Source organism: Polaribacter sp. PL03, assembly GCF_033875165.1.
Lineage (GTDB): Bacteria > Bacteroidota > Bacteroidia > Flavobacteriales > Flavobacteriaceae > Polaribacter.
In genome coordinates this window covers 628,803-652,879 of record NZ_JAWZSV010000001.1, presented here as the reverse complement: position 1 = coordinate 652,879, position 24,077 = coordinate 628,803, and the positions used below count along the sequence as shown (strand labels likewise).

The window sequence follows — 24,077 nt, the reverse complement described above, 5'->3', positions numbered from 1 at the left end:
TTATTGCCTTTACTTTTTAACTGTTATCTGTTTAAATAAATCCAACCTGTAATTGGTTTTCTTACGCCATCATTAAAATCAATAATGTAGTAATACGTTCCTGTAGGCACCGGTTTACTACTATTCAACGTTAATCTTCCTGTTGAATAACCATCCCACCAATTAGGACTTGTTTTACCGCTATTGCTATAATCATAGACTTGATTACCCCATCTGTTATAAATTTCTAACTTAAAGTTTAGATATTTAGACAACGCTGGTATTACAAATGTATCATTTATACCATCTCCGTTTGGAGAGAATGCATTTGGTACCAAATCGCAATTTGTAATATCTAAGTGATCTGGAATATTATCTGTATCACAATCTAACATAAATTCGTCTATTGTAGCAATTCCATCTCCATCATCATCAGAATCTAAATAGTTTGGTATACCATCTTTATCTTCATCATCATTCTTAGGATCACCATCTAAATTTGGATCTTCATCTTCAGTTAAAAGACTATCTCCATCATCATCTGTATCTTGAAAATCTGATTTACCATCATTATCTGTATCTGTAATATCATAATTTATAATACCACTATCTGCAAATGTTTCAAGACCGTCAAATAAACCATTGCTACCAGAACCCGCTTGAGAACCATCTACAATACCATCTCCATCTATATCTGCAGCTCCAGAACCAGATTCTTCTAAATCTGTAATACCGTCTCCATCTGAATCTAAGTCTAAATGATCTGGAGTACCATCGCCATCTGTATCTAATGTGTTATCTCCTCCATTTTCTATAAAATCTGGAATACCATCATTATCATCATCTAAATCTTCACTATCAGGAATACCATCTCCATCTGTATCTTCTGTATCTAAATAATCTGGAATGCCATCATTATCATCATCATCATTCGTAAAGTCACCATCATTATTATTGTCTTCGTCTATAGTGTTTACGCCATCTCCGTCATCATCTATATCTAAATAGTTAGGTATACCATCTTTATCTGAATCGTCATCTCTTGGATCTCCATTAATACTAACAACGTCTTCATCTTTTGTTGGAATCCCATCTCCATCATCATCTGTATCTTGGAAATCTGGTTTACCATCTTTATCGGTATCTAAAAGAGTATAATCTAATGTTCCACTTTCTGGAGAAACTTCTACTCCATCAAACAATCCGTTTGCACCAGAACCTGTATCAGAACCATCAATTCTACCATCATTATCAACATCTAATTCTCCGTTTCCAGACTCAATAACGTCATTTACGCCGTCTCCATCTGAATCTAGATCTAAATGATCTGGAATTCCGTCTTTATCGGTATCTCTTGTAGGATCTCCGTTTTGTTCTACTGTATCAGGAATACCATCATTATCATCATCTAAATCTACAATATCTAAGATACCATCTCCATCTGTATCTGTACCACCTTGAACTGTAATTGTAACTGTAGATGTTTTACATACCGCAGGATTTACTGCTGTATTACAAACTGTATAATCTACCGTTACTGTAGTTCCTTGCTCTCCTGTTGCTGGTATATAAGTAAGCTCTCCTGTTAATGGATTAAAACTTATTAAACCTTTAGCTGTTCCAGTTCCTGCATCTACAAGAGTAGTGTTAGTTCCTGGTAAATAATCATCATTAGATAATACATTTACAACTCCTGCAACTTCAACTGTTACCGTTAATGCATCTGGTGCAACTGTTGGCGTAAATTGATTTGGATCTGTAACGTCTGGATTTCCATCATTATCATCATCTAAATCTGTAACGTCTGGAACACCATCTTTATCATTGTCTTTTTGAACCGTAATTGTTACTGTTGATGTTTTACATACTGAAGGACTTACTGCGGTATTACAAACCGTGTAATCTACAGTTACTATTGTTCCTTCTTCTCCAACTCCTGGAGTATAAGTCATCTCCCCTGTTAATGGATCGAAAACCACAACACCCGTTGCTGTTCCTGTACCAGCATCTACAATTGTTGTAGTTGCGCCTGGTAAGTAATCATCATTTGTTAAAACATTTATTGTTCCTGTTAATCCTTCTGTTACCGTTAATGATTCTGGTGAAACTGTTGGTACTAATGGATTTGGATCTGTAGCATCTGGGTTACCATCGTTATCATCATCTAAATCTACACTATCTGGAACACCATCATTATCTGTATCTAAAGAGTCTAAGTAATCTGGAATACCATCTGTGTTATCATCATCGTCATTAAAGTCTCCATTATTATTATTGTCTTCATCTTTCGTTAAAACGCCATCATTATCATCATCACTATCTAAATAATTAGGAATACCATCTTTATCTGAATCATCATCTTGCGGGTCTCCGTTTACAGTAACAACATCTTCATTCTTCGTATCTATTCCATCTCCATCATCATCGATATCTTGAAAATCTGGAATACCGTCTTTATCTGTATCCATTGGAGTATCATTTGTTACTCCGCTTTCTGGTGTAGTTTCTATTCCATCAAACAGTCCGTTTGAACCAGAATTTGTTTCTGAACCATCTATGATACCATCATTGTTTAAGTCTGTTTGACCAAAACCAGATTCCGTAAGATCATTTACGCCATCTCCATCTGAATCTAAATCTAAATGATCTGGTGTACCGTCTTTATCTGTATCTCTTAATGGATCTCCGTTTTGTTCTACTGTATCTGGTATACCATCATTATCATCATCTAAATCTACGCTGTCTGCTATTCCATCACCGTCATTATCTTTAATTTCTCTGTAATCTACTTCTGTTGTAGCAGTATTATCTACATCTGGTAAATCTAATGCACCATTATCTTGATCATCGTTTACATCAAATAAAGTTCCTACAGTTTGTACATTATCAAATGCATCTAATAAACCATCTGCATCTGCATCATTGTTAGATGTTGCTGCTATAAAACCTGCTTCTTTTGTATCATTCAATCCGTCGTTATCTGAATCTGAATCTAAATAATCTGGTAAGAAATCTCCGTCTGTATCTACTGGTATTAAACCACTTATTACAGCATTATTGTCATAAGCATCTATTAACCCATCCCCATCTGCATCTGCTGTAGCACCAATTGGTTTAATGTAACCTGCTGTTGTTTGTGCTTCTACATTATCTGGTATACCATCATTATCTGAATCGATATCTTTATCATCTGATCTACCATCTCCATCACTATCAACTCCGTCATGAACTGTAAATACTGGGAATGTACCAGGACCTGAATCCTGAGAGACTCCGTTAGTTTGTGAAGGAGCATTTGAAGTTGTATTTCCTTCAAACAATCCATTAATTGCACATCCAGAGAATAAAACAGAACCTAAATTAGTATTCGAAGTTGCAGATAATAATTCTGCAGAGAAACGAATATCGAAAGAAGATGTATTATAGTAACCAAAGAATGTTGCCAACCCTGGTGATAAATCTACTCCTGAATATGTATCATCTGAACCTTGGAATGTTACTAACCCATTAGCAGGATTGTCTGTAACAGTTAATAATGATTGACTATCTACTGCATATAAACCTGGTCTAGATAAAATAACAGATTCTCTTGCGTTTGCGCCATCTATATCATAAATAACTCCACTAAATCTACTAATATTATATTGTGTATTTGTATCATCATTTACCAAAATAACTCTAAAAGCCATTTCTGCTTTGTTACCTGTTGGTGTTGGTACCGTATATTCTGGTTGCCACGCGTCTGGGTTACCCGTTGTAGAGTTATCTATACTAATTAAAGATGCGCCTCCTTGTACGTCTGTAATTTCAACGATTGCATCTAAAACACCACCTGAACCTCCAAAACCAGTTACGTCAACTACGTTTTCGAAACGGTATTTTGCTCCTATAGATCCCGAACCAGAAACTCCTGTTCCTGCAACATAAATTGGGTCTTTAAAACTTACACTTGGTAATATACATCTTGGGTCGTTTAAATTACCTGAAGGAATAAATCCTAAAGATTCAACAACATCTATAATACCATCATTATCATCATCTATATCTATGTCATCTGTAATACCGTCTCCATCTGTATCTATTAATACACCAAAAGTAACATTATCTCTAAAATCTACTTCTGCAGTTGCTGGGTCTTGATCATTAGGGAACATTGCTACATCTTGATTGTTATTCGATGGCCCATTTGGATCTGTAGATCCTCCTGAATTTAAATCGAATGCATCATCTAAACCATCATTATCAGAATCATTTCCAGAAGCTACTATTTCTGCAACATTGTCTGCATCTGTATCATAAGCTTCAACTGTATCTAAAACACCGTCTCCATCTGAATCTACATCTAAATAATCTGGTGGATCTATACCATCTGTATTAAGTGGTAAAGAAATTGGTATTCCAGAACCTGGACTCGTTTCATAATTATCAGCTAAACCATTTCCGTCTGTATCTGCTCCTGCTGTAATATGACCAGAAGTTGTTTGCCATTCAATATTATCTACAATACCATCATTATCTGAATCGATATCTAAATAGTTAGGAATTGCATCTGAATCTGAATTTAATGGATTATTAACTGGTGATCCTGTTACTGTACCACAAGGAGTACAATCTGAATCATAAGCATCATCTATACCATCTTTATCTGTATCTACGCCTGTTGGAGCTACATAACTTATTGAGTTTTGTGCTTCAATATTATCTATAATACCATCATTGTCTGAATCGATATCTAAATAATTTGCTACACCATCTCCGTCTGTATCTACAACTGGTAAAGGATTTGCTGCTGTAGAATCATCTAAACCGTTATTATTTGTGTCTGTGAAATTGTCTACTTTACCATCTCCATTTGTATCCGTTCCTCCAGCTTCAACTAAATCTGGAATACCATCATTATCTGAATCTAAGTCTAAATGATCTAGTATACCATCTTTGTCTGTATCTCTTAACGGGTCTCCGTTTTGTTCAACTGTATCTGGAATACCATCATTATCGTCATCTAAATCTACTGAGTCTATAATACCATCTCCATCATTATCTGGTTGAACAGTAATTGTAACTTTACCTACGTTAGATAGTAAACCATTATTGTCTTTTACAGTGTAATTTATTAATGCATCTCCTGTAAAATTAGGTTCTGGAGTAAATGTAACGTTTCCTGCAGCATCTACTGTATATGTTCCTATTCCTACAATTACTAATGGTGTTGTAGAATTACCTGTATTAGTTGGGTTATTAGGATCTGTTAATAGAATTGTAGCTGCATCTATTGTACCGTCTGTATCGGTATCATTTACTGTAATTGTTGCAACTGTTACTGGTGTATTCTGTACTGTAACTTCTGAATCGTTTACAGCAATTGGTGCATCATTTTCACCTATTACAGTAATATCTAACGTACTTTCTGCATTGTCTTTACCATCAGAAACAGTATAGGTAACTTGAGGTACAGCACCTGTATAGTTTAATGCTGGTGTAAATGTATAACTACCATCTGAATTTATTACTAAAGTACCTTCTGTTATCATTGCAGTTGTTCCTGCAGGATAATCTGTACCATTTATAGTAAATTCTAACATTGTTAATGGTGTTCCTTCTATATCTGTATCATTATTTAATACTCCGTTTGAAGCACTTACAATAAGTGGAACATCTTCTGTTGTTGTATTTACATCTGCAACTGCATTCGGTGCATCATTTACTGGTGTTATAGAAATACCAACTGTTGCTACATTAGAAACTAAACCTTCATCATCTTTTACTGTATAGTTTATATCTGCAGGTCCATTATAATTAGCTAATGGTGTAAATGTTACATTTCCTAAAGTATCTACAGTATAAGTTCCTACTCCTATTACTACTAATGGTGTAGTAGCATTCCCTGTGTTAGCAGGATTATTAGGATCTATTAATACTATTGTTGATGCATCTATTGCATGATCATCAGTATCATTACCTGCAATTAATGGAATATTTACTGGCGAATCTTCATTACCTATATTTCCTAAATCATTTATTGCAATCGGAGCATCATTAACTCCAGTAACTGTAATATCTAATGTACTTGTTACTGCATTTACACCATCAGAAATGGTATATATTACTTGTGGTACTGTTCCTAAATAATCCATTGTTGGATTAAAAATATAACTACCATCACCATTTATTGTTAATGAACCTTCTGTTAAAATAGCTGTTGAACCAGCTGTATAATCAGTTCCATTAATAGTAAACTTAGTTAATGTTAAAGGAGTTCCATCTGCATCTGTATCATTTGTTATTAAACCATTTGCAACAGATACACTTAATTGAACATCTTCTGGTGTTGTATTTGTGTCTGGGTTTGCAACTGGCATATCATTAACCGGTGTAATTGTAATAGTTAATGTACTACTTGCTGTTGGTGTTCCTGTTCCGTCTGAAATTGTATAATTAACAACTGGTACAGAACCACTATAATTTGGTGTAGGTACAAATACATAACTACCATCTGCATTAATTGTTAAAGTTCCTTCAGAAAGACTAGCTGTATCACCAACATTATAATCAGTTCCATTAATTTGGAATTTAGTTACAGTTATAGTTTCTCCTGGGTTAGAGTCAAAATCATTATTTAATAATCCGTTTGAAGCATTTACAGTTAAAGTTACATCTTCTAATGTAGACTTAACATCTGGGTTTGCTACTGGTGCTAAGAAAGATTTAGGTACTGTTACTGTTACCGTTGCAGTATCACATAATCCGTCAGTATCACAAACTTGGTACACAAAAACATCTGTACCTTTATTAAAGCCTGGGTTTGGAGTGTACGTTACTGTACCATCTGTATTAATTGTTACTAAACCATTTGCAGGTTGAGTTACTATACTTGATACAGTTAAGGTATCACCATCTAAATCAGTATCATTTGGTAATACTTTAATTACTACTGATATACCTGGGTCTGTAGATGAAACATCATCCTTGGCTACTGGTGCATCATTTATAGGTGTTACTGTAATGTCTAATGTTGAGTTGGCAGTATTTGTACCATCACTTGTAATATAAGTTACTTGAGGTACTGCTCCATTAAAGTTTAATGCTGGTGTAAATGTATAACTACCATCAGAATTTATTAATAAACTACCTTCTGTTAAACTTACTGTATTACCTGCAACATAAGTTGTTCCGTTAACAGTAAAACTTGCTACTGTTAATGAATTGTTCTCTAAATCTGAATCATTATTTAATAATCCGTTTGCCGCTGTTACAGATATTGCTACATCTTCTGTTGTAGAATTTGTATCTGGGTTTGCTACTGGTGCATCATTAATAGGTGTTACTGTAATATCTAATGTACTACTTGCTGTATTAACACCATCATTAACAGTGTAAGTTACTTGTGGTACAACACCATTAAAATTAGATGACGGAGTAAAGTTATAACTACCATCAGATTCTATTTGTAGAATTCCTTCTGTTAAGTTAATTGGTGCACCAACTGTTGCTGGATTTCCATTTACCATTAATGCAGTAACTGTTAATACATCATTTTCTATATCTGTATCATTAGATAAAATTCCGTTTGAAGCAGACACTATCAATGGAGTATCTTCATTTGTAGAATTTATATCTTTTACTGCTACTGGTGCATCGTTTACAGGCGTTACTGTTATATCTAATGTTCCTGGCACTGTAGAAGTACCATCTGTAACATTATAAGTTACTTGTGGTACAGCTCCGTTAAAGTTTACAGCAGGTGTAAAAGTATAACCTCCAGCAGAAGTTATTTTTAAAGTACCTTCTGGTAAAATAGCCGTGTCACCTGTATTGTAAGTTGTTCCTCCCGCTACAAATGTTGAAATACTTAAAGGATCTCCATCTGTGTCGGTATCGTTATCTAACAATCCGTTTGAAGCAATTACTACTAATTGCGTATCTTCTAATGTTGTATTTGTTTCATTTAAAACTACAGGCACATCGTTTACTGCTGTTACCGTAATTCCTATTGATGCCACATTAGATGTTAAAGGCGTTGTTGGGTCATTATCTTTTACTGTATAATTTACATTAGCAACTCCGTTAAAGTTATCTTCTGGATCGAATGTAACGTTTCCTAAAGCATCTACAGAATAAGTTCCTACTCCTATCACAACCAATGGTGTAGTTGAATTACCTGTATTTGCAGGATTATTTGGATCTATTAATGTTACAGTTGCTGCATCTATTGCATTATCATCTGTATCATTTCCTCCAATTAATGAAACCACAACATCGGTATCTTCTGGTGTTGTATTTCCTAAATCATTTACCGCAATTGGCGCATCATTTACAGGTGTTACTGTAATATCTAATGTTCCTGGTACAGTTGCTGTTCCATCTGTAACATTATAAGCTACTTGTGGTACAACTCCATTAAAATTAGATGCCGGAGTAAAAATATAACTACCATCTGAAGAAATTTCTAATGATCCTTCTGTTAGAGTAGCTGTATCACCTGCATTATAAGTTATTCCTTCTACTATAAATGTTGAAATACTTAAAGGATCTGCATCTACATCTGTATCATTATCTAACAATCCGTTTGCTGCCGATACTACTAATTGAATATCTTCTAGCGTTGTATTTGTTTCATTTAAAACTACTGGCGCATCATTTACAGATGTTACTGTAATTCCTATTAATGCTACGTTAGATGTTAAAGGCGTTGTTGGATCGTTATCTTTTATAGTATAGTTTACGTTAGCAACTCCATTAAAATTATCTTCTGGATCGAATGTTACATTTCCTAAAGCATCTACAGTGTATGTTCCAATTCCTACGACAACTAATGGTGTAGTTGAATTACCTGTATTTGCAGCATTACTTGGATCTATTAGTGTAACAGTTGCTGCATCTATTGCATTGTCATCTGTATCATTTCCTCCAATTAAAGAAACTACAACATCGGTATCTTCTGGTGTTGTATTTCCTAAATCATTTACTGCAATTGGCGCATCATTTACAGGTGTTACTGTAATATCTAATGTTCCTGGTACAGTTGCTGTTCCATCTGTAACATTATAAGTTACTTGTGGTACAACTCCATTAAAATTAGATGCCGGAGTAAAAATATAACTACCATCTGAAGAAATTTCTAATGATCCTTCTGGAATACTCGCTGTATCACCAGCATTATATGTTACTGCATTAGCTACAAATGTTGAAATACTTAAAAGATCTCCATCTATATCTGTATCATTATCTAACAGCCCTGTTGCTGCAGATACTGTTAAAGTAGTATCTTCTAATATTGTATTTGTTTCATTTAAAACTACGGGTACATCATTTACAGATGTTACTGTAATTCCTATTGATGCCACATTAGATGTTAAAGGCGTTGTTGGATCATTATCTTTTACTGTATAATTTACATTAGCAACTCCGTTAAAATTATCTTCTGGATCGAATGTTACATTTCCTAAAGCATCTACAGTATAAGTTCCAATTCCTGCCACAACTAATGGTGTTGTTGAATTACCTGTATTTGCAGGATTACTTGGGTCTATTAATATTACAGTTGCTGCATCTATTGCATTGTCATCTGTATCATTTCCTCCAATTAATGATACAACAACATCGATATCTTCTAGTGTTGTATTTCCTAAATCATTTACTGCTACTGGTGCATCATTTACAGGTGTTACTGTAATATCTAATGTACTTGTAACATCTAAAGTACCATCTGTTAATGTGTAAGTTACTTGTGGTACAACTCCATTAAAGTTTAAAGCTGGTACAAAATTATAACTACCGTCTGCATTAATTATTAATGTTCCTTCTGTTAAATTAACAGCGTTTCCAACAGGATACACTGTTGTACCTATTTGAAATTCTTTTACAGAAATTACATCACCATCTAAATCTGAATCATTATCCAATAATCCATTTGCTGCTGATACTGTTAATGTTGTATCTTCTAATGTAGTTTTTACATCTGGGTTAGCAACAGGAGAATCATTAGTAGGGTTTACTGTAATATCTAATGTACTACTTGCGTTTGCCGTTCCTGTTCCGTCTGTAATTGTATAATTTACTTGTGGTACATTACCATTAAAGTTAGTTGCTGGTACAAAAACATATCCACCGCCTGCATTAATAGTTAAATCTCCTTCTGTTAAATTTGCTGTCTGACCAGCCGTATATGTCATTCCACCAACTACAAATTGAGTTACGTTAACCGCGTCTAAATTTGCATCTGTATCATTCTTAATTAAACTTTTTGCATCTCCATCTGCTACTGTTAAAGTAACTTCTTCATCTGTTGCATTTGTATCTGGATTTGCAATTGGAGAGAAAGATGATTGTGGAACTAAAATTTTAACTACAGCTATATCTGTTCCTCCATTACCATCTGAAATCTCATAAGTAAAAGTGTCTGTACCATTATTAAATCCTGGTTGAGGTGTATATGTTACAACATCATCTGAAGTGTCACCTGGTGTTCCATTATCGAAAATAACAGCAGAACCTTTTGTAGGTGGAACTGTAATTGCACTAATAGATAAAGTGTCTCCATCTAAATCTGAATCATTTGTTAATACCGGAATATTAACCGCTACACCTGGGTCTGTAGATGATGTATCATCTACAGCAACTGGATTATCATTAGTTGGTGTAACCGTAATTATTAAAGTACTATTCGCTGTATTTATACCATCTGTTGCGGTATAAGTAACTGTTGGTACGGTTCCACTAAAATTAGTTGTTGGTACATAATCATAACTACCATCTGCATTTAATTTTATAGTTCCTGAAGCAATGGTTGCAGTTTGACCTGCTGTATAACTTGTTCCTCCTACCGTAAATTTTGTTACGGTAACAGTGTCTCCATCAATATCTGAATCATTACTTAAAACACCATTTATTGCTGTTACATTTAATGTTGTGTCCTCTAATGTAGTATCTGTGTCTGCTACTAATGTTGGTGTATCATTTGTAGGGTTTACAGTAATATCTAAAGTACTTGTTGCAACATCTGTTCCGTCTGAAACTGTATATGTAGCTGTTGGTACAACTCCATTAAAATTACTTGCTGGTACAAAAGTATAACCACCATCTGTATTTATAGTTAAAGTACCTTCTGTTATAGCTGCTGGGTTTCCTGCAACATAAGTTGTTGTTCCAATTACAAATTGAGTAACTGTAAAAGAATCTCCATCTATATCTGAATCATTTTTAAGAACTCCATCTAAACCAGTAACTGTTAATGTAACATCTTCATTTGTAGTGTTTGTATCTGGTATAGCTGTTGGTGCATCATTAATAGGATTTACTGAAAGCGTTAACGTGCTATTCGCATTATTTGTTCCATCTGAAATTGTATAATTTACAACTGGTACAGAACCATTATAGTTTGTTGCAGGAGTAAAGTTATAACTACCGTCTGCATTAACTTTAATAACTCCTTCTGTTATTGTTGCTGATAAACCTGCAGTATAAACGATTCCGTTAATAGTAAACTGAGTTACTGCTAAAGCATTTCCTTCAGGATCTGAATCATTTTTTAATAAACCATCTGCAGCATTAACACTTAATGCAATATCTTCATTTGTAGAATTTGTATCTGCAATTGCAACCGGAGAATCATTAACAGGTGTAACATTAATATCTAATGTTGTAGAAGCTGTTAAAATTCCGTCTGTAATAGTATATGTTACTTGAGATACAGCTCCATTAAAATTTAATGCAGGTACGTATGTATAACTACCGTCTGAATTTAATTTAATAGTTCCTTCTGGTGTTGTTGCTGTTTCTCCTGCTAAATAAGAAGTTGTTCCTATTACAAAACCAGAAACATTAATAACATCTGTATCTATATCTGAATCATTTTTAAGAACTCCATCTGCAGCCACAACTGTTAATGTTACATCTTCTGTTGTAGAATTTGTATCTGCAATTGCTGTTGGAGTATCATTTACAGGATTAACTGTTAATGTTAACTTACTATTTGCTGTGTTTGTTCCGTCTGAAATTGTATAATTTACAACTGGTACAGAACCATTATAATTTAATGCTGGTGTAAATGTGTAACTACCATCTGAATTTACTTTTATAATTCCTTCTGTTATAGTTGCAGAATCTCCTGCATTATAAACAACTCCTCCAATAGTAAACTTTGTAACTGTTAAAGGATCGTTTTCTGGATCTGTATCATTTTTTAATAAACCATTAGCAGCATTAACACTTAATGTAACATCTTCGTTTGTAGAATTGGTATCTAGAATTGCTACTGGCGAATCATTAATAGGTGTTACTTTAATGTCTAAAGTTGATGTAGAAATATCTGTACCATCCGTTGCTGTATATGTTACAGTTGTAACATCTCCATTAAAGTTCGTTGCTGGTGTAAATGTGTAACTACCATCTGAATTTAACTTTAAGGTTCCTTCTGCAATTGTTGCAGTATCACCAACATTATAATCTATTCCGCCAATTGTAAACTTAGTAACAGTTATAGAATTATTCTCTTTGTCTGTATCGTTTTTAAGAACTCCATCTGCAGCTAAAACTGTTAATTGTAAATCTTCTTGGGTTGTATTTGTATCTGCTACTAAATCTGGTGCATCATTAACAGGAGTAACTGTTATAATTAAAGTTGTATTTGAAGTATCTACTCCATCTGAAACAGTATATGTTACTGTTGGTACAGTTCCATTAAAATCATTAGCAGGTGTAAACACATAACTACCATCTGAATCTAACTTAATTGTTCCTTCTGTAAATGTTGCAGTATCTCCTGCGTTATAAGTTGTTAAACCTATAGTAAACTTAGTAACTGTAAGCGAATTATTATCTATATCTGAATCATTCTTAAGAACACCATTTGCACCTACAACTGTTAATGTTGTGTCTTCTGCAATTGTATTAGTATCTGGTGTTGCAGTTGGCGCATCATTACTAGGTGTTACTTTAATATCTAAAGTAGTAGTTGCTGATAATATTCCGTCTGAAACAGTATATGTTACTTGAGGAACATCTCCATTAAAATTAAGTGCTGGTAAAAAAGTATAACTACCATTTGCATTTAATTTTAAAGTTCCTTCTGTTAATACAATATCTGCACCAACAGTTCTTGGTGAACCATTAATAGATATTGCTGTAACTGTAATTGTATCTCCATCTACATCAGAATCATTTTTAAGAACTCCATCTGCAGCTGTAACTGTTAATAAAGTATCTTCTTCTGTTGTATTTGTTTCTGGATTAGCAACTGGTCTATCATTAATTGGATTCACCTTAATATCTAATGTAGAAGTTGTAGATGTAGTTCCGTCTGAAACAGTATATGTTACTTGAGGGAAGTCTCCGTTGAAATCTGTAGCTGGTGTAAATGTGTAACTACCATCTGAATTAACAACTAAATCTCCTTCTGTAATTGAAGCCGTTGCTCCTGCAAGATATGTTGTTCCGCCAATAGAAATTTGTGTTACTGTTAATGAGTTACCATCTATATCTGTATCATTTTTAAGAATACCATCTGCTGAATTTACCGTTAATGTATTTCCTTCGTCTACTGTATTTGTATCTAGTACTGCTACAGGAGCATCATTTGTTGGTGTTATTGTAATACCAATAGTTGCTTGATTTAAAGAAGTTACGCCATCATTATCTTTAATTGTATACTTAATATCTGCATTACCATTAAAGTTTGCTACTGGAGTAAATACTACATCTCCATTTGAATTTACAGTATATGTACCAACATTAGCAATTATTAATGGATTGCTAGAATCTCCAAAATTTGAAGCATTACTAGGATCAATTAATCTTACTGTTGCTGCATTTATTGTTCCATCATCTGTATCATTAGTTCCTATTGCAGAAACGGTAACTGGGTTATCTTCATTTGCAGTATTCCCTAAATTATCAACTGCCACTGGTGGATCGTTAACTGGTGTTACTGTAATATTTAATTTAGCATCTACCTCTTCGGTACCATCTGTCATTGTGTAGGTTACTTCTGGGAAGTTTCCATTAAAATCTGTTGCTGGTGTAAATGTATAACTACCATCACTTAATAAAGTTAAAGTACCTTCTGTTTCAGTTACTGTTGTTCCTGCAAGGTAAGTTGTTCCATTAATTTCAAACTCCTTAACAGAAATTGCATCTAAATCTAGATCAGAATCATTTTTAAGAACTCCGTCTGAAGCAGAAACTGTTAAAACAATATCTTCTGCAGTTGTATTAGTATCATTAACTGCAACTGGTATATCATTTACCGGTGTTACTTTAATATCTAAAGTACTTGTTGTATCTGTTGTTAAACCAGAGCTATCTGTTACAGTATATGTAACTTGAGGAATGTCTCCGTTATAATTTAATACAGGTACAAACTCATAACTACCATCTGCATTTATTTTTATTGTACCAACATTTGGTATTGTAGAAACTGCTCCTGCAAGTTTACTTCCTGGAACTCCATTTACAGTAAAACTAACTACAGTTAATGGATCTAAATTACCATCTGTATCATTTTTAAGAACTCCATCTGCTGCTGCAACTGTTAAAGTTACGTCTTCTGCAGTTGTGTTTGTATCTGGATTTGGAACTGGTGGGAATGGTGAAATTGGTACTGTTACATTAACAACGGCTGTATCTGTTCCTCCTTTTCCATCTGAAATTTGATAAGTAAAAGAATCTGAACCATTATTAAATCCTGGATTTGGAGTATATTTTATAGTTCCATCAGTATTTATAGTTGCAGTTCCATTAGTTGGTTGAACAGTAATACTACTTACTGTAATAGTATCACCATCTATATCTTTGTCATTTGTTAATACCGGAATATCTATTGCAATTCCAGGATCTGTACCTGCTGTATCATTAGTAGCTACAGGGTTATCATTTGTTGGTATTACAGTTATGTTTAATTTACTACTCGCTTCATTATTTCCATCTGTAATTGTATATGTAACTTCTGGTACATTTCCATTATAATCTGTTACTGGAACAAATTCATAACTACCATCTGCATTTATTGTTAAAGTTCCTACACTTGGTATTACACTTACTCCTGGTGTTGTTGAACTTACCGCGATTGATGAAACGATACCAGCTACCGTAAATTTGTTAACAGTTAATACATCTAAATCTACATCTGTATCATTTGCATCTATTAATCCGTTTAATTTAGATACCGTTAATGTAGTATCTTCATTAATTGAACCAGCATCTGGGTTTGCTATTGGTGCATCATTTACTGCTGTTATTGTAATTACTTCATTTGCTGTTGCTACTTCTCCATTTCCATCACTAATTATATAGGCAAAAGTAGAAGTTCCGTTAAAATTTGTATTTGGTTTAAAACTAATTGCTCCTGCAGCAGTTGTTGTTACAACTCCGTTTGGAACTGTAATTGTTTGTGGTGTTGCTGGTGTTAATGTAGTTCCATTAATACTAGTAATTGTTAAAGTATCATTATCTACATCACTATCTCCTGTTAAAGGTAATAATGTTACTGCAGTATCTTCATTTGTTGTATATGTATCATTTACTGCTAATGGTGCATCGTTAATAGGATCTACAGTAATATTTAATGTACTACTTGCAAAACTAGTTCCGTCTGTAATTGTATAAGTTACTTCTGGTACATTTCCATTATAATCATCTACAGGAACAAAACTATAACTACCATCTGTGTTTATAGTTAACGTACCAACATTTGGTATTACACTTACTCCTGGTGAACCAGCTGTTACTGTAATTGGTGCTGTTATTCCTGATACTTTAAATTCTGTTACTGTTAATGTATCATTGTCTAAATCTGTATCATTTTTATCTACTAAACCATCTGCTTTTGCAACCGTTAAAGTAGTATCCTCATTTACAGATGCTGTATCTGGGTTTGCTACTGGAAGGTCATTAACAGAATTAATTGTAATTATTTCATTTGCAGTTACTGTTTCTCCATTTCCATCACTAATTATGTAAGCAAATGTAGAGGTTCCGTTAAAGTTTGCATCTCCTTTAAAGCTAATTGCTCCTGCTACTGTTGTTGTTACAACTCCGTCTGGTACTGTAATTGTTTGTGCAGTTCCTGCTAATAATGTAGTTCCGTTAATACTTGTTATTGTTAAAGTATCGTTATCTACATCGCTATCTCCTGTTAAAGGTAATAATGTTACTGCAACATCTTCATTAGTAGTATACGTATCGTTTACTGCAACTGGTGCATCATTAATAGGATTTACTGTAATATTTAAAGTGCTATTTGCAGTTTTTAATCCATCTGTTATTGTATAAGTTACTTCTGGTACATTCCCATTATAATCATCTACTGGAACGAACGTATAACTACCATCTGCATTTACAGTTAATGTTCCTACATTTGGTATTACTCTTACTCCTGGTGTACCTGCTGTTACTGAAACCGTAGTTCCATTCACTATAAATTGAGTAACGGTTAAAGTATCTCCATCTAAATCTGTATCATTATCATCTACTAAACCATTTGCTTTAGCAACTGTTAAAGTAGTGTCTTCATTTACAGATGCTGTATCTGGGTTTGCTACTGGATTGTCATTTACTGCATTTATTGTAATTATTTCATTTGCAGTTGCTGTTTCTCCATTTCCATCACTAATTATATAAGCAAATGTAGAGGTTCCATTAAAATTTGTGTCTCCTTTAAAGCTAATTGCTCCTGCAGTAGTTGTTGTTACTACTCCGTCTGGTACTGTAATTGTTTGCGCTGTTCCTGCTATTAAAGTAGTTCCGTTAATACTTGTTATTGTTAAAGTATCGTTATCTACATCGCTATCTCCTGTTAAAGGTAATAATGTTACTGCAACATCTTCATTGGTAGTATAGGTATCATTTACTGCAATTGGTGCATCATTTACCGGAGTTACGGTAATGTTTAACGTACTATTTGCAGAACTTGTTCCATCATTAATAGTGTAAGCAACTTCTGGCACGTTTCCATTAAAATCTAATACTGGTACAAAAGTATAACTACCATCTGCACTTATAGTTAATGTACCTACGTTTGGTATTACACTTACTCCTGGTGTTGTTGCACTTACTAAAATTGGTGCTGCTATACCAGTAACTTTAAATTGCGTTACTGTTAAAACGTCATTATCTATATCTGTATCATTATCATCTATTAATCCGTCTGCTTTTGCAACGGTTAAAGTAGTATCCTCATTTATAGATGCTGTATCTGGGTTTGCTACTGGATTGTCATTTACGGCATCTATTGTAATTATTTCATTAGCAGTTGCTGTTTCTCCGTTTCCATCACTAATTATATAAGCAAATGTAGAAGTTCCGTTAAAGTTTGCATCTCCTTTAAAGCTAATTGCTCCTGCAATTGTTGTTGTTACAACTCCGTCTGGTACTGTAATTGTTTGTGCAGTTCCTGCAGATAAAGTAGTACCGTTAATACTTATTATTGTTAACGTATCGTTATCCACATCACTATCTCCTGTTAAAGGTAATAATGTTACTGCAACATCTTCATTAGTAGTATAGGTATCATTTACTGCAATTGGTGCATCATTTACCGGAGTTATTTCGATATCTAATGTACTGTTTACACTATTTGTACCATCACTTACTGTATATGTTACTTGTGGTACATCTCCATTAAAGTTTGCTACCGGTACAAATGTATAACTACCATCTTTATTAATAGTTAATGTTCCTTTGTTTGCTATAATTGTACTTCCGCCAGATGTTGGATCTACAATTACTGTTGCTCCTCCATCAACTACAAATTGTGTAATACTTAATGAATTTGCCTCTACATCAGAATCGTTCTTTAATAAACCATTTACTGCTGTAACATCTATTGTTGTTTCTTCTGGTGCAGAACTAGAATCTGGCATTGCAACTGGTGCATCATTTACAGGTGTTACTGTAATATCTAATGTAGCTTGGTTAGAAACTAAACCATCATTATCTTTAACTGTATATAAAATATCTGCCGAACCATTAAAATTTTCTAAAGGTGTAAAAACAACTGTACCTAAAGCATTTACAGTATAAGTACCAACGCCCGCTATAACTAAAGGTGTTCCATTACTTCCTGTATTTGCAGCATTATTAGGATCTATTAAAATTACTGTTGCAGTATCTATTGTACCATCTACATCAGAATCATTTGTACCAATTGTTGTTAAAGTTTGAGTAGCTCCTTCTAAACCTGTTGAAGAATTATTATTTGCTACAGGTGCATCATTAACATCATTAACTGTAATACCAATTGTTGCTTCATTTGAAACATTATTAGAGCTGTCTTTAATAGTATATAAAATATCTGCAGTACCATTATAATTTAATACTGGTGTAAATTTTACATTTCCTAAAGGATCAACTTCATAAGAACCTACATTAGCAATTACTAAAGGTGTTCCTGTTTTTCCTGTGTTTGATGAGTTACTTGGATCTATTAATATAATTGTCGAAGCATCTGGTTTTGTATCTTCTACATCTGTATCATTATCACCAACTGTTGCTACAGTAACTGCTGTATCTTCTGGTGTAGTTGTTCCTAAATTATTTACTGCAACTGGCGGATTATTATTAACCGTAAGTTTTGCTGATGGTGCTGAAGTAATACTACAAGCATAATCTGTCTTAGATATAATTACTTGGTATTCGTAATTATTTTCTGTTGTAGATAAATTAGAAATTGTAAGTGTGTTTGTTGTTGCTCCTGCATATTTACCTCCGTTTGTAACATTTGTAAAAGTTACTCCTGCATCTGTACTTTCTTGCCATTGGAAAACAGATCCTGTAGATGTAACTTTAAAAGTTGCACTTCCTGCAATAAAACCAGATTGATCTTGAGGTTGTTGGCTAATTACTACTGGTGTTCCTGCAGTAGTAACATTTGCGTTTGTACCTGTATAAGCTGTTGTAAAACCGGTTACTTTACCGTCTGTAGCATAACCTGTACCAGCAACTTCTCCTGCTTTTGTTGTACTTACTATATGTCCTGCTTCTGTAACATCCGGACAAGAATCATTATCTGAATCTGTATCTTGATGATTTGGAATACCGTCTGAATCTGTATCGAAAGTAGCTACAATTCCGTTGGCATTTAAAGTACCAATATCTGCATCTTTATAGTCTGGTATACCATCATTGTCTGTATCTGCATCCGGATTAACGTTTCCAGGTGTTTCTGATGTATCTAAAATACCATCATTATCATCATCTAAATCTAATGCATCTGCTATACCATCTTTATCTGCATCTAAAATATCTCTATAATCTACATCACCACCAGTGTTAAGATCACCATCTTCATCTGAGAAATCTGTTTTAGGGTCATTATAAATTCCGTTTGTGTCATTATAATCATCTGCCGTTTCAGAATTAGCATCTAAACCATTAATACCTGTAGCATTATTTGTTCTACCATCTCCGTCTGTATCAGATGCTCCATTTCCAACCTCAACAATATCTTTTATTGTATCATTATCTGAGTCTACATCTAAATAATCTGGAATTAAATCTCCATCTGTATCAACTGGTTGAATTGCTGTTCCAACTCCGTTTGTAGAGTCATAAGCATCATTAAGACCATCTTTATCCGTGTCTGTTGCAGCATGAGAAACATAACCTAAAGTACTTTGTGCTTCTACATTATCTGGAATTGAATCATCATCTGAATCTAAATCTAAGTAATTTGGTAAAGCATCATTATCTGAGTTAGGAATTGTAAGTTTTTTCCCAGGGTTTAAGGCTGTATCTGCATTACCATCTCTATCATCATAAGGATCAATAGCATCTGCTAAACCATCTGAATCTACATCATTTGCAATTCCTGTTCCGTATTTACCATCTCCATCAGGGTCTATTCCTCCACCTTCAATAGCATCTACAATACCATCATTATCTGAATCTAAATCTATAAAATTTGGATTATCTGCTCCTGCAGTATTTGGTATTGCTAAATTAGAAGTTTCACTTGTTCCTGCAGTAGTAGTATCTGGTGAAACTGCTAAAGGAATACCTTTAGAGTTTACTTCTGTATTATCTAAAACACCTGTACCTGGTTGTCCATTTCCATCAGGATCATCTGTTCCTCCCGCTTCAATATAATCTGTAATACCATCATTATCAGTATCTAAATCGAAGTAATTAGGAATACCATCTCCATCTTTATCAGACGGATTTGTTCTTGGATCATTGTCTCCATCTTCATTAAAGTCTTCATCGGTATCTAAAATACCATCATTATCATCATCTAAATCTACAATATCATTTATACCATCACCATCATTATCTTGGGCAGAAGATTCTCTCCAATCTCTATTTCCTCCAGAAGGATCTACATCTGGATGTGTTTGCGGATTTTGACCTCCATTTGTAGCATTATTTGCTGTAGAAGTTCCAGAAACAGTATCAAAAATATCTGCTAAACCATCGCCGTCTGTATCTACAAAATTTGCAGGATCTATAATTCCGTCATTATCTGTATCTAAAGCTGCATCAATTAAATCTGAAACATTATTTTCAGAAATGTCATTAATTCCATCATTTTCAGAATCTGTATCTGCATAATCTGGTGCAGAACCACCATCTGTATTTGTATAACCTATACCAGAACCTCCATTATCTACATCATAATTATCATCTAAACCATCTTTATCTGTATCAACTCCAGAAGGAGCAATATATGCTGTTGTAGATTGTCCTTCAATATTATCTATAATACCATCATTATCAATATCAATATCTAAGTAATTCTTAACACCATCACCATCTCTATCTTGGTTAAAACCAAAACCTCCTAAAATATTACCTGCTGCATCTGGGTCATTTGAATCTGCTAAACCATCTGCATCTGCATCTGCTGGTATTCCTGTACCAACAATACCATTATTATCTCCATCTGTAACTTGAAAATTTCCTTCAAACGTATCTGGTAAACCATCTCCATCTGAATCTAAATCTAAATAGTTAGGATAAATGTCTTCATCTGAATTTAAAAATACAGGAAAAGTTCCTTCTGCATCAATTGTATCATGCCAACCATTATTATCCGAATCTACAAAACCATCTATAATACCATCATTTGTTGTGTCATTATATGTTGCATTATTAGAAAATGCTTCTTCTGTGTCTGAAATACCATCATTATCTGAATCTCTATCTAAAAAGTTTAATAATGTTACTTTTATGTCTGAACTAGCATCTGTGTTTATTGGGTCATTTGCTGCAACACCACTTTCTGCTGCTGTTTCTAAACCATCTGCAAAACCATTTGTTCCTGTACTTACTGCTGCTGCATCTGCAATACCATCATTATTTGTATCTGCATAACCTGCTTCAAGAACATCTGGAATTCCATCATTATCTGCATCTAAATCTAAATGATTAGGTACACCATCTCCGTCAAAATCAAAACCTGCTGCAATTCCGTTACCGTCTAAGGTTCCAGAATCTGCATCTAAATAATTTGGTGTTCCATCATTATCAGCATCTGCAGTTGGATCTATTCCTTGACCTTCAACAATATCTAAAATTCCATCATTGTCTGAATCTAAATCTGCAACATCTGCAATACCATCATTATCTGAATCTGGATTTATTGTTAGTGTTAATGTTGATGATGCTGTTCCTCCATCTCCATCTGAAATATTATAAGTTGTTACAGGAATTGCACCTGTATAATTTGCTTCAGGAATAAATGTGTAACCACCAAGAGCATTTATTTGTAAAGTACCAACTCCTGCAATAGTTGCTATTTCTCCTGCATTTTTTGTAATACCATCAACAGTAAATGTAGTAACAGTTATTGTGTTACCTGCATCTACATCAGAATCATTATTAAGAACTCCGTTTGCATCTGAAACAGTTAATGTTGTATTTTCTGTTGTAGAATTTACATCTACAACTGCAATAGGATTATCATTTACTGGTGTAATTGAAATATCTAATACCGCTTCATTTGAAGCAAAACCACTATCGTCTTTTATTGTATACTTAATATCTGCATCTCCATTAAAATTTAATTCTGGAGTAAAAACTACAGTTCCTGCAACATCTACCGTATATGTTCCTTTTCCTGCAATTACTAAAGGTGTTCCTGTTTTACCAGTATTTGCAGCGTTTGCTGGGTCTATTAAAAGTATTGTTGATGGAACTACGTCTCCATCTTCATCTGTATCATTACCTCCAATAGTTGTTAATGTTACTGGGTTATCTTCTAAAGCTGTACCTGCTTCTCCAATGGCAACCGGTAAATCATTTACTGCTGTAACTGTAATATCTGCTGTACCTGTTACTGGTGCTGCAATACCATCTGATACTGTATATGTAAAATCTCCTGGATCTGGTTTTGCTACTCCATCATAAACTGTTGGCGCATCATATGTTAAACCTGCAATTTCTGCAGATGTTAACGTTGCTCCATTTGTAACAACTGTACCGTTTGCTTTTTTAACAACACCTATGGTTGGTAAACCTGTTACTGTAATTGTTAATGTATTATTATCTGGATCTGTTGGAGCTGTTAAACCTAAAGAAGTAGCTACACTTTCTTCTGCAACGGTAATTGCATTACTACTTGCAACTGGTGGATCATTTGTAAAAACGGTTAATGTTCCTGCATCTGATGTTGTTGGACAAGCAAATGTAGATTTTGAAATTACAACTCTATATTTATAATTATTTTGAGCAGAAGTTACTCCTGTAATAGTTAATGTACTTGTAGTTGTACCTCCGTACACAGAACCGTTTAATATTGTATTATACGAAGTACCACCATCTGTACTTAATTCCCATTGAAAAATTGTACCATCTGTAGTTACAGCAAAAGTTGTGTTTTGCCCAACTAAAATATTTCTATTTGGTGGCTGAACCGTAATAACTGCTGCTGTACCTGCTGAAGATACATTTGCATTTGTACCTGAATAAGCCGTAGTAAAACCTGTTACTTTACCGTTAACAGCATCGTAACCTGTTCCTTGAACTTCTCCTGGTTTTGTTGTACTTTCTTTATGGTTTGTTTCTGTAACATCTAAACAACCATCACCATCTGTATCTGTATCAAACTGATCTATAATACCATCTTTATCTACATCATACCTATCATCTATATTATCTGAGTTTGTATCTACAAAACCTGTAAGTGCTGGATCTTGATAATCTAAAATTCCGTTATTATCTGTATCTACAAATGGGTCTCCACTTACTGCGTTTTCTGCACTATCTAAAATACCATCATTATCATCGTCTAAATCACAACCATCTGCAACACCATCATTATCATTATCTGCATTGTCATCAAAACCATTACATTTATCTACAGAGTCTAAAACGCCATCTTTATCTGCATCTCCATCTACTTTAACCTTTACTGTTGCAGTATCACAATTGGTAGTATTTCCTTTCTCACAAATTTTATATGTAATTGTATAAGTTCCTGTTGCAGAATTTAAAGGTACTTTAATATTACCTGAAGCATCAATAGTTACACCTGTAAGACCTCCATTATTTTCTACTGTTATATTAATATCTGCATCTGTTATAGCAACACCATTTAATAAATCATTTCCTGTAACATCACCAGCTGTACCTCCGGTAATACCATTTACTGCAGTTGCAGCAAAGTCATCATTTATAGCATCTATATCATTAACTGCAAAAACACTTGCAAAAGAAATATCATCTTCATGTATTGTTTCTGTATGCAAAAATGTTTGCGCTGTAGTAATTTCTGTACTTGTAACGCTAAAAGTATTATCTACTTTTGTAGCAGTAACATCTGCTGCCACTATTGTATGTGAGCCAATGTAAACCCAACATTCATCTGCGTCTAGTATTGTATTATTATTAACATCACCACTATCTAAAGTTAGTGTTGTACTCATACTACTCGAAATAGCTACGTTATTTAACGGAGTTACCCCAGTATTAGCAACCGCTACAGAATAATTTATTACATCGCCTACATTTTTAGTTCCGTCGGGAGCAGTAGCATTTACTACAATAGTTACTCCTTGTGCATACGCTGCACTTGTGGTTAAAAATGTGAATGCAATTAGTAGAAAACTAAATCTAATTTTCCTACTAATTCTATTCTCTAAGTTGAAAAGTGTGTACATTTTTTTCAT

The 24,077-nt window shown here is 34.0% G+C and carries 1 protein-coding gene; it reads right to left on the bottom strand.

The genetic code is table 11. The features are described from left to right. Nucleotides 1-23 precede the first annotated feature (23 nt). Nucleotides 24-24,077: a tandem-95 repeat protein gene (locus SHK09_RS02790; RefSeq protein WP_319809248.1), complete on the bottom strand. Its 24,054-nt coding sequence runs from the start codon at nucleotides 24,075-24,077 to the stop codon at nucleotides 24-26.

What these genes read in the sequence shown, in the direction of transcription:
- SHK09_RS02790 (WP_319809248.1), bottom strand. Translation starts at nt 24,077, where the DNA reads ATGAAAAAAATGTACACACTTTTCAACTTAGAGAATAGAATTAGTAGG.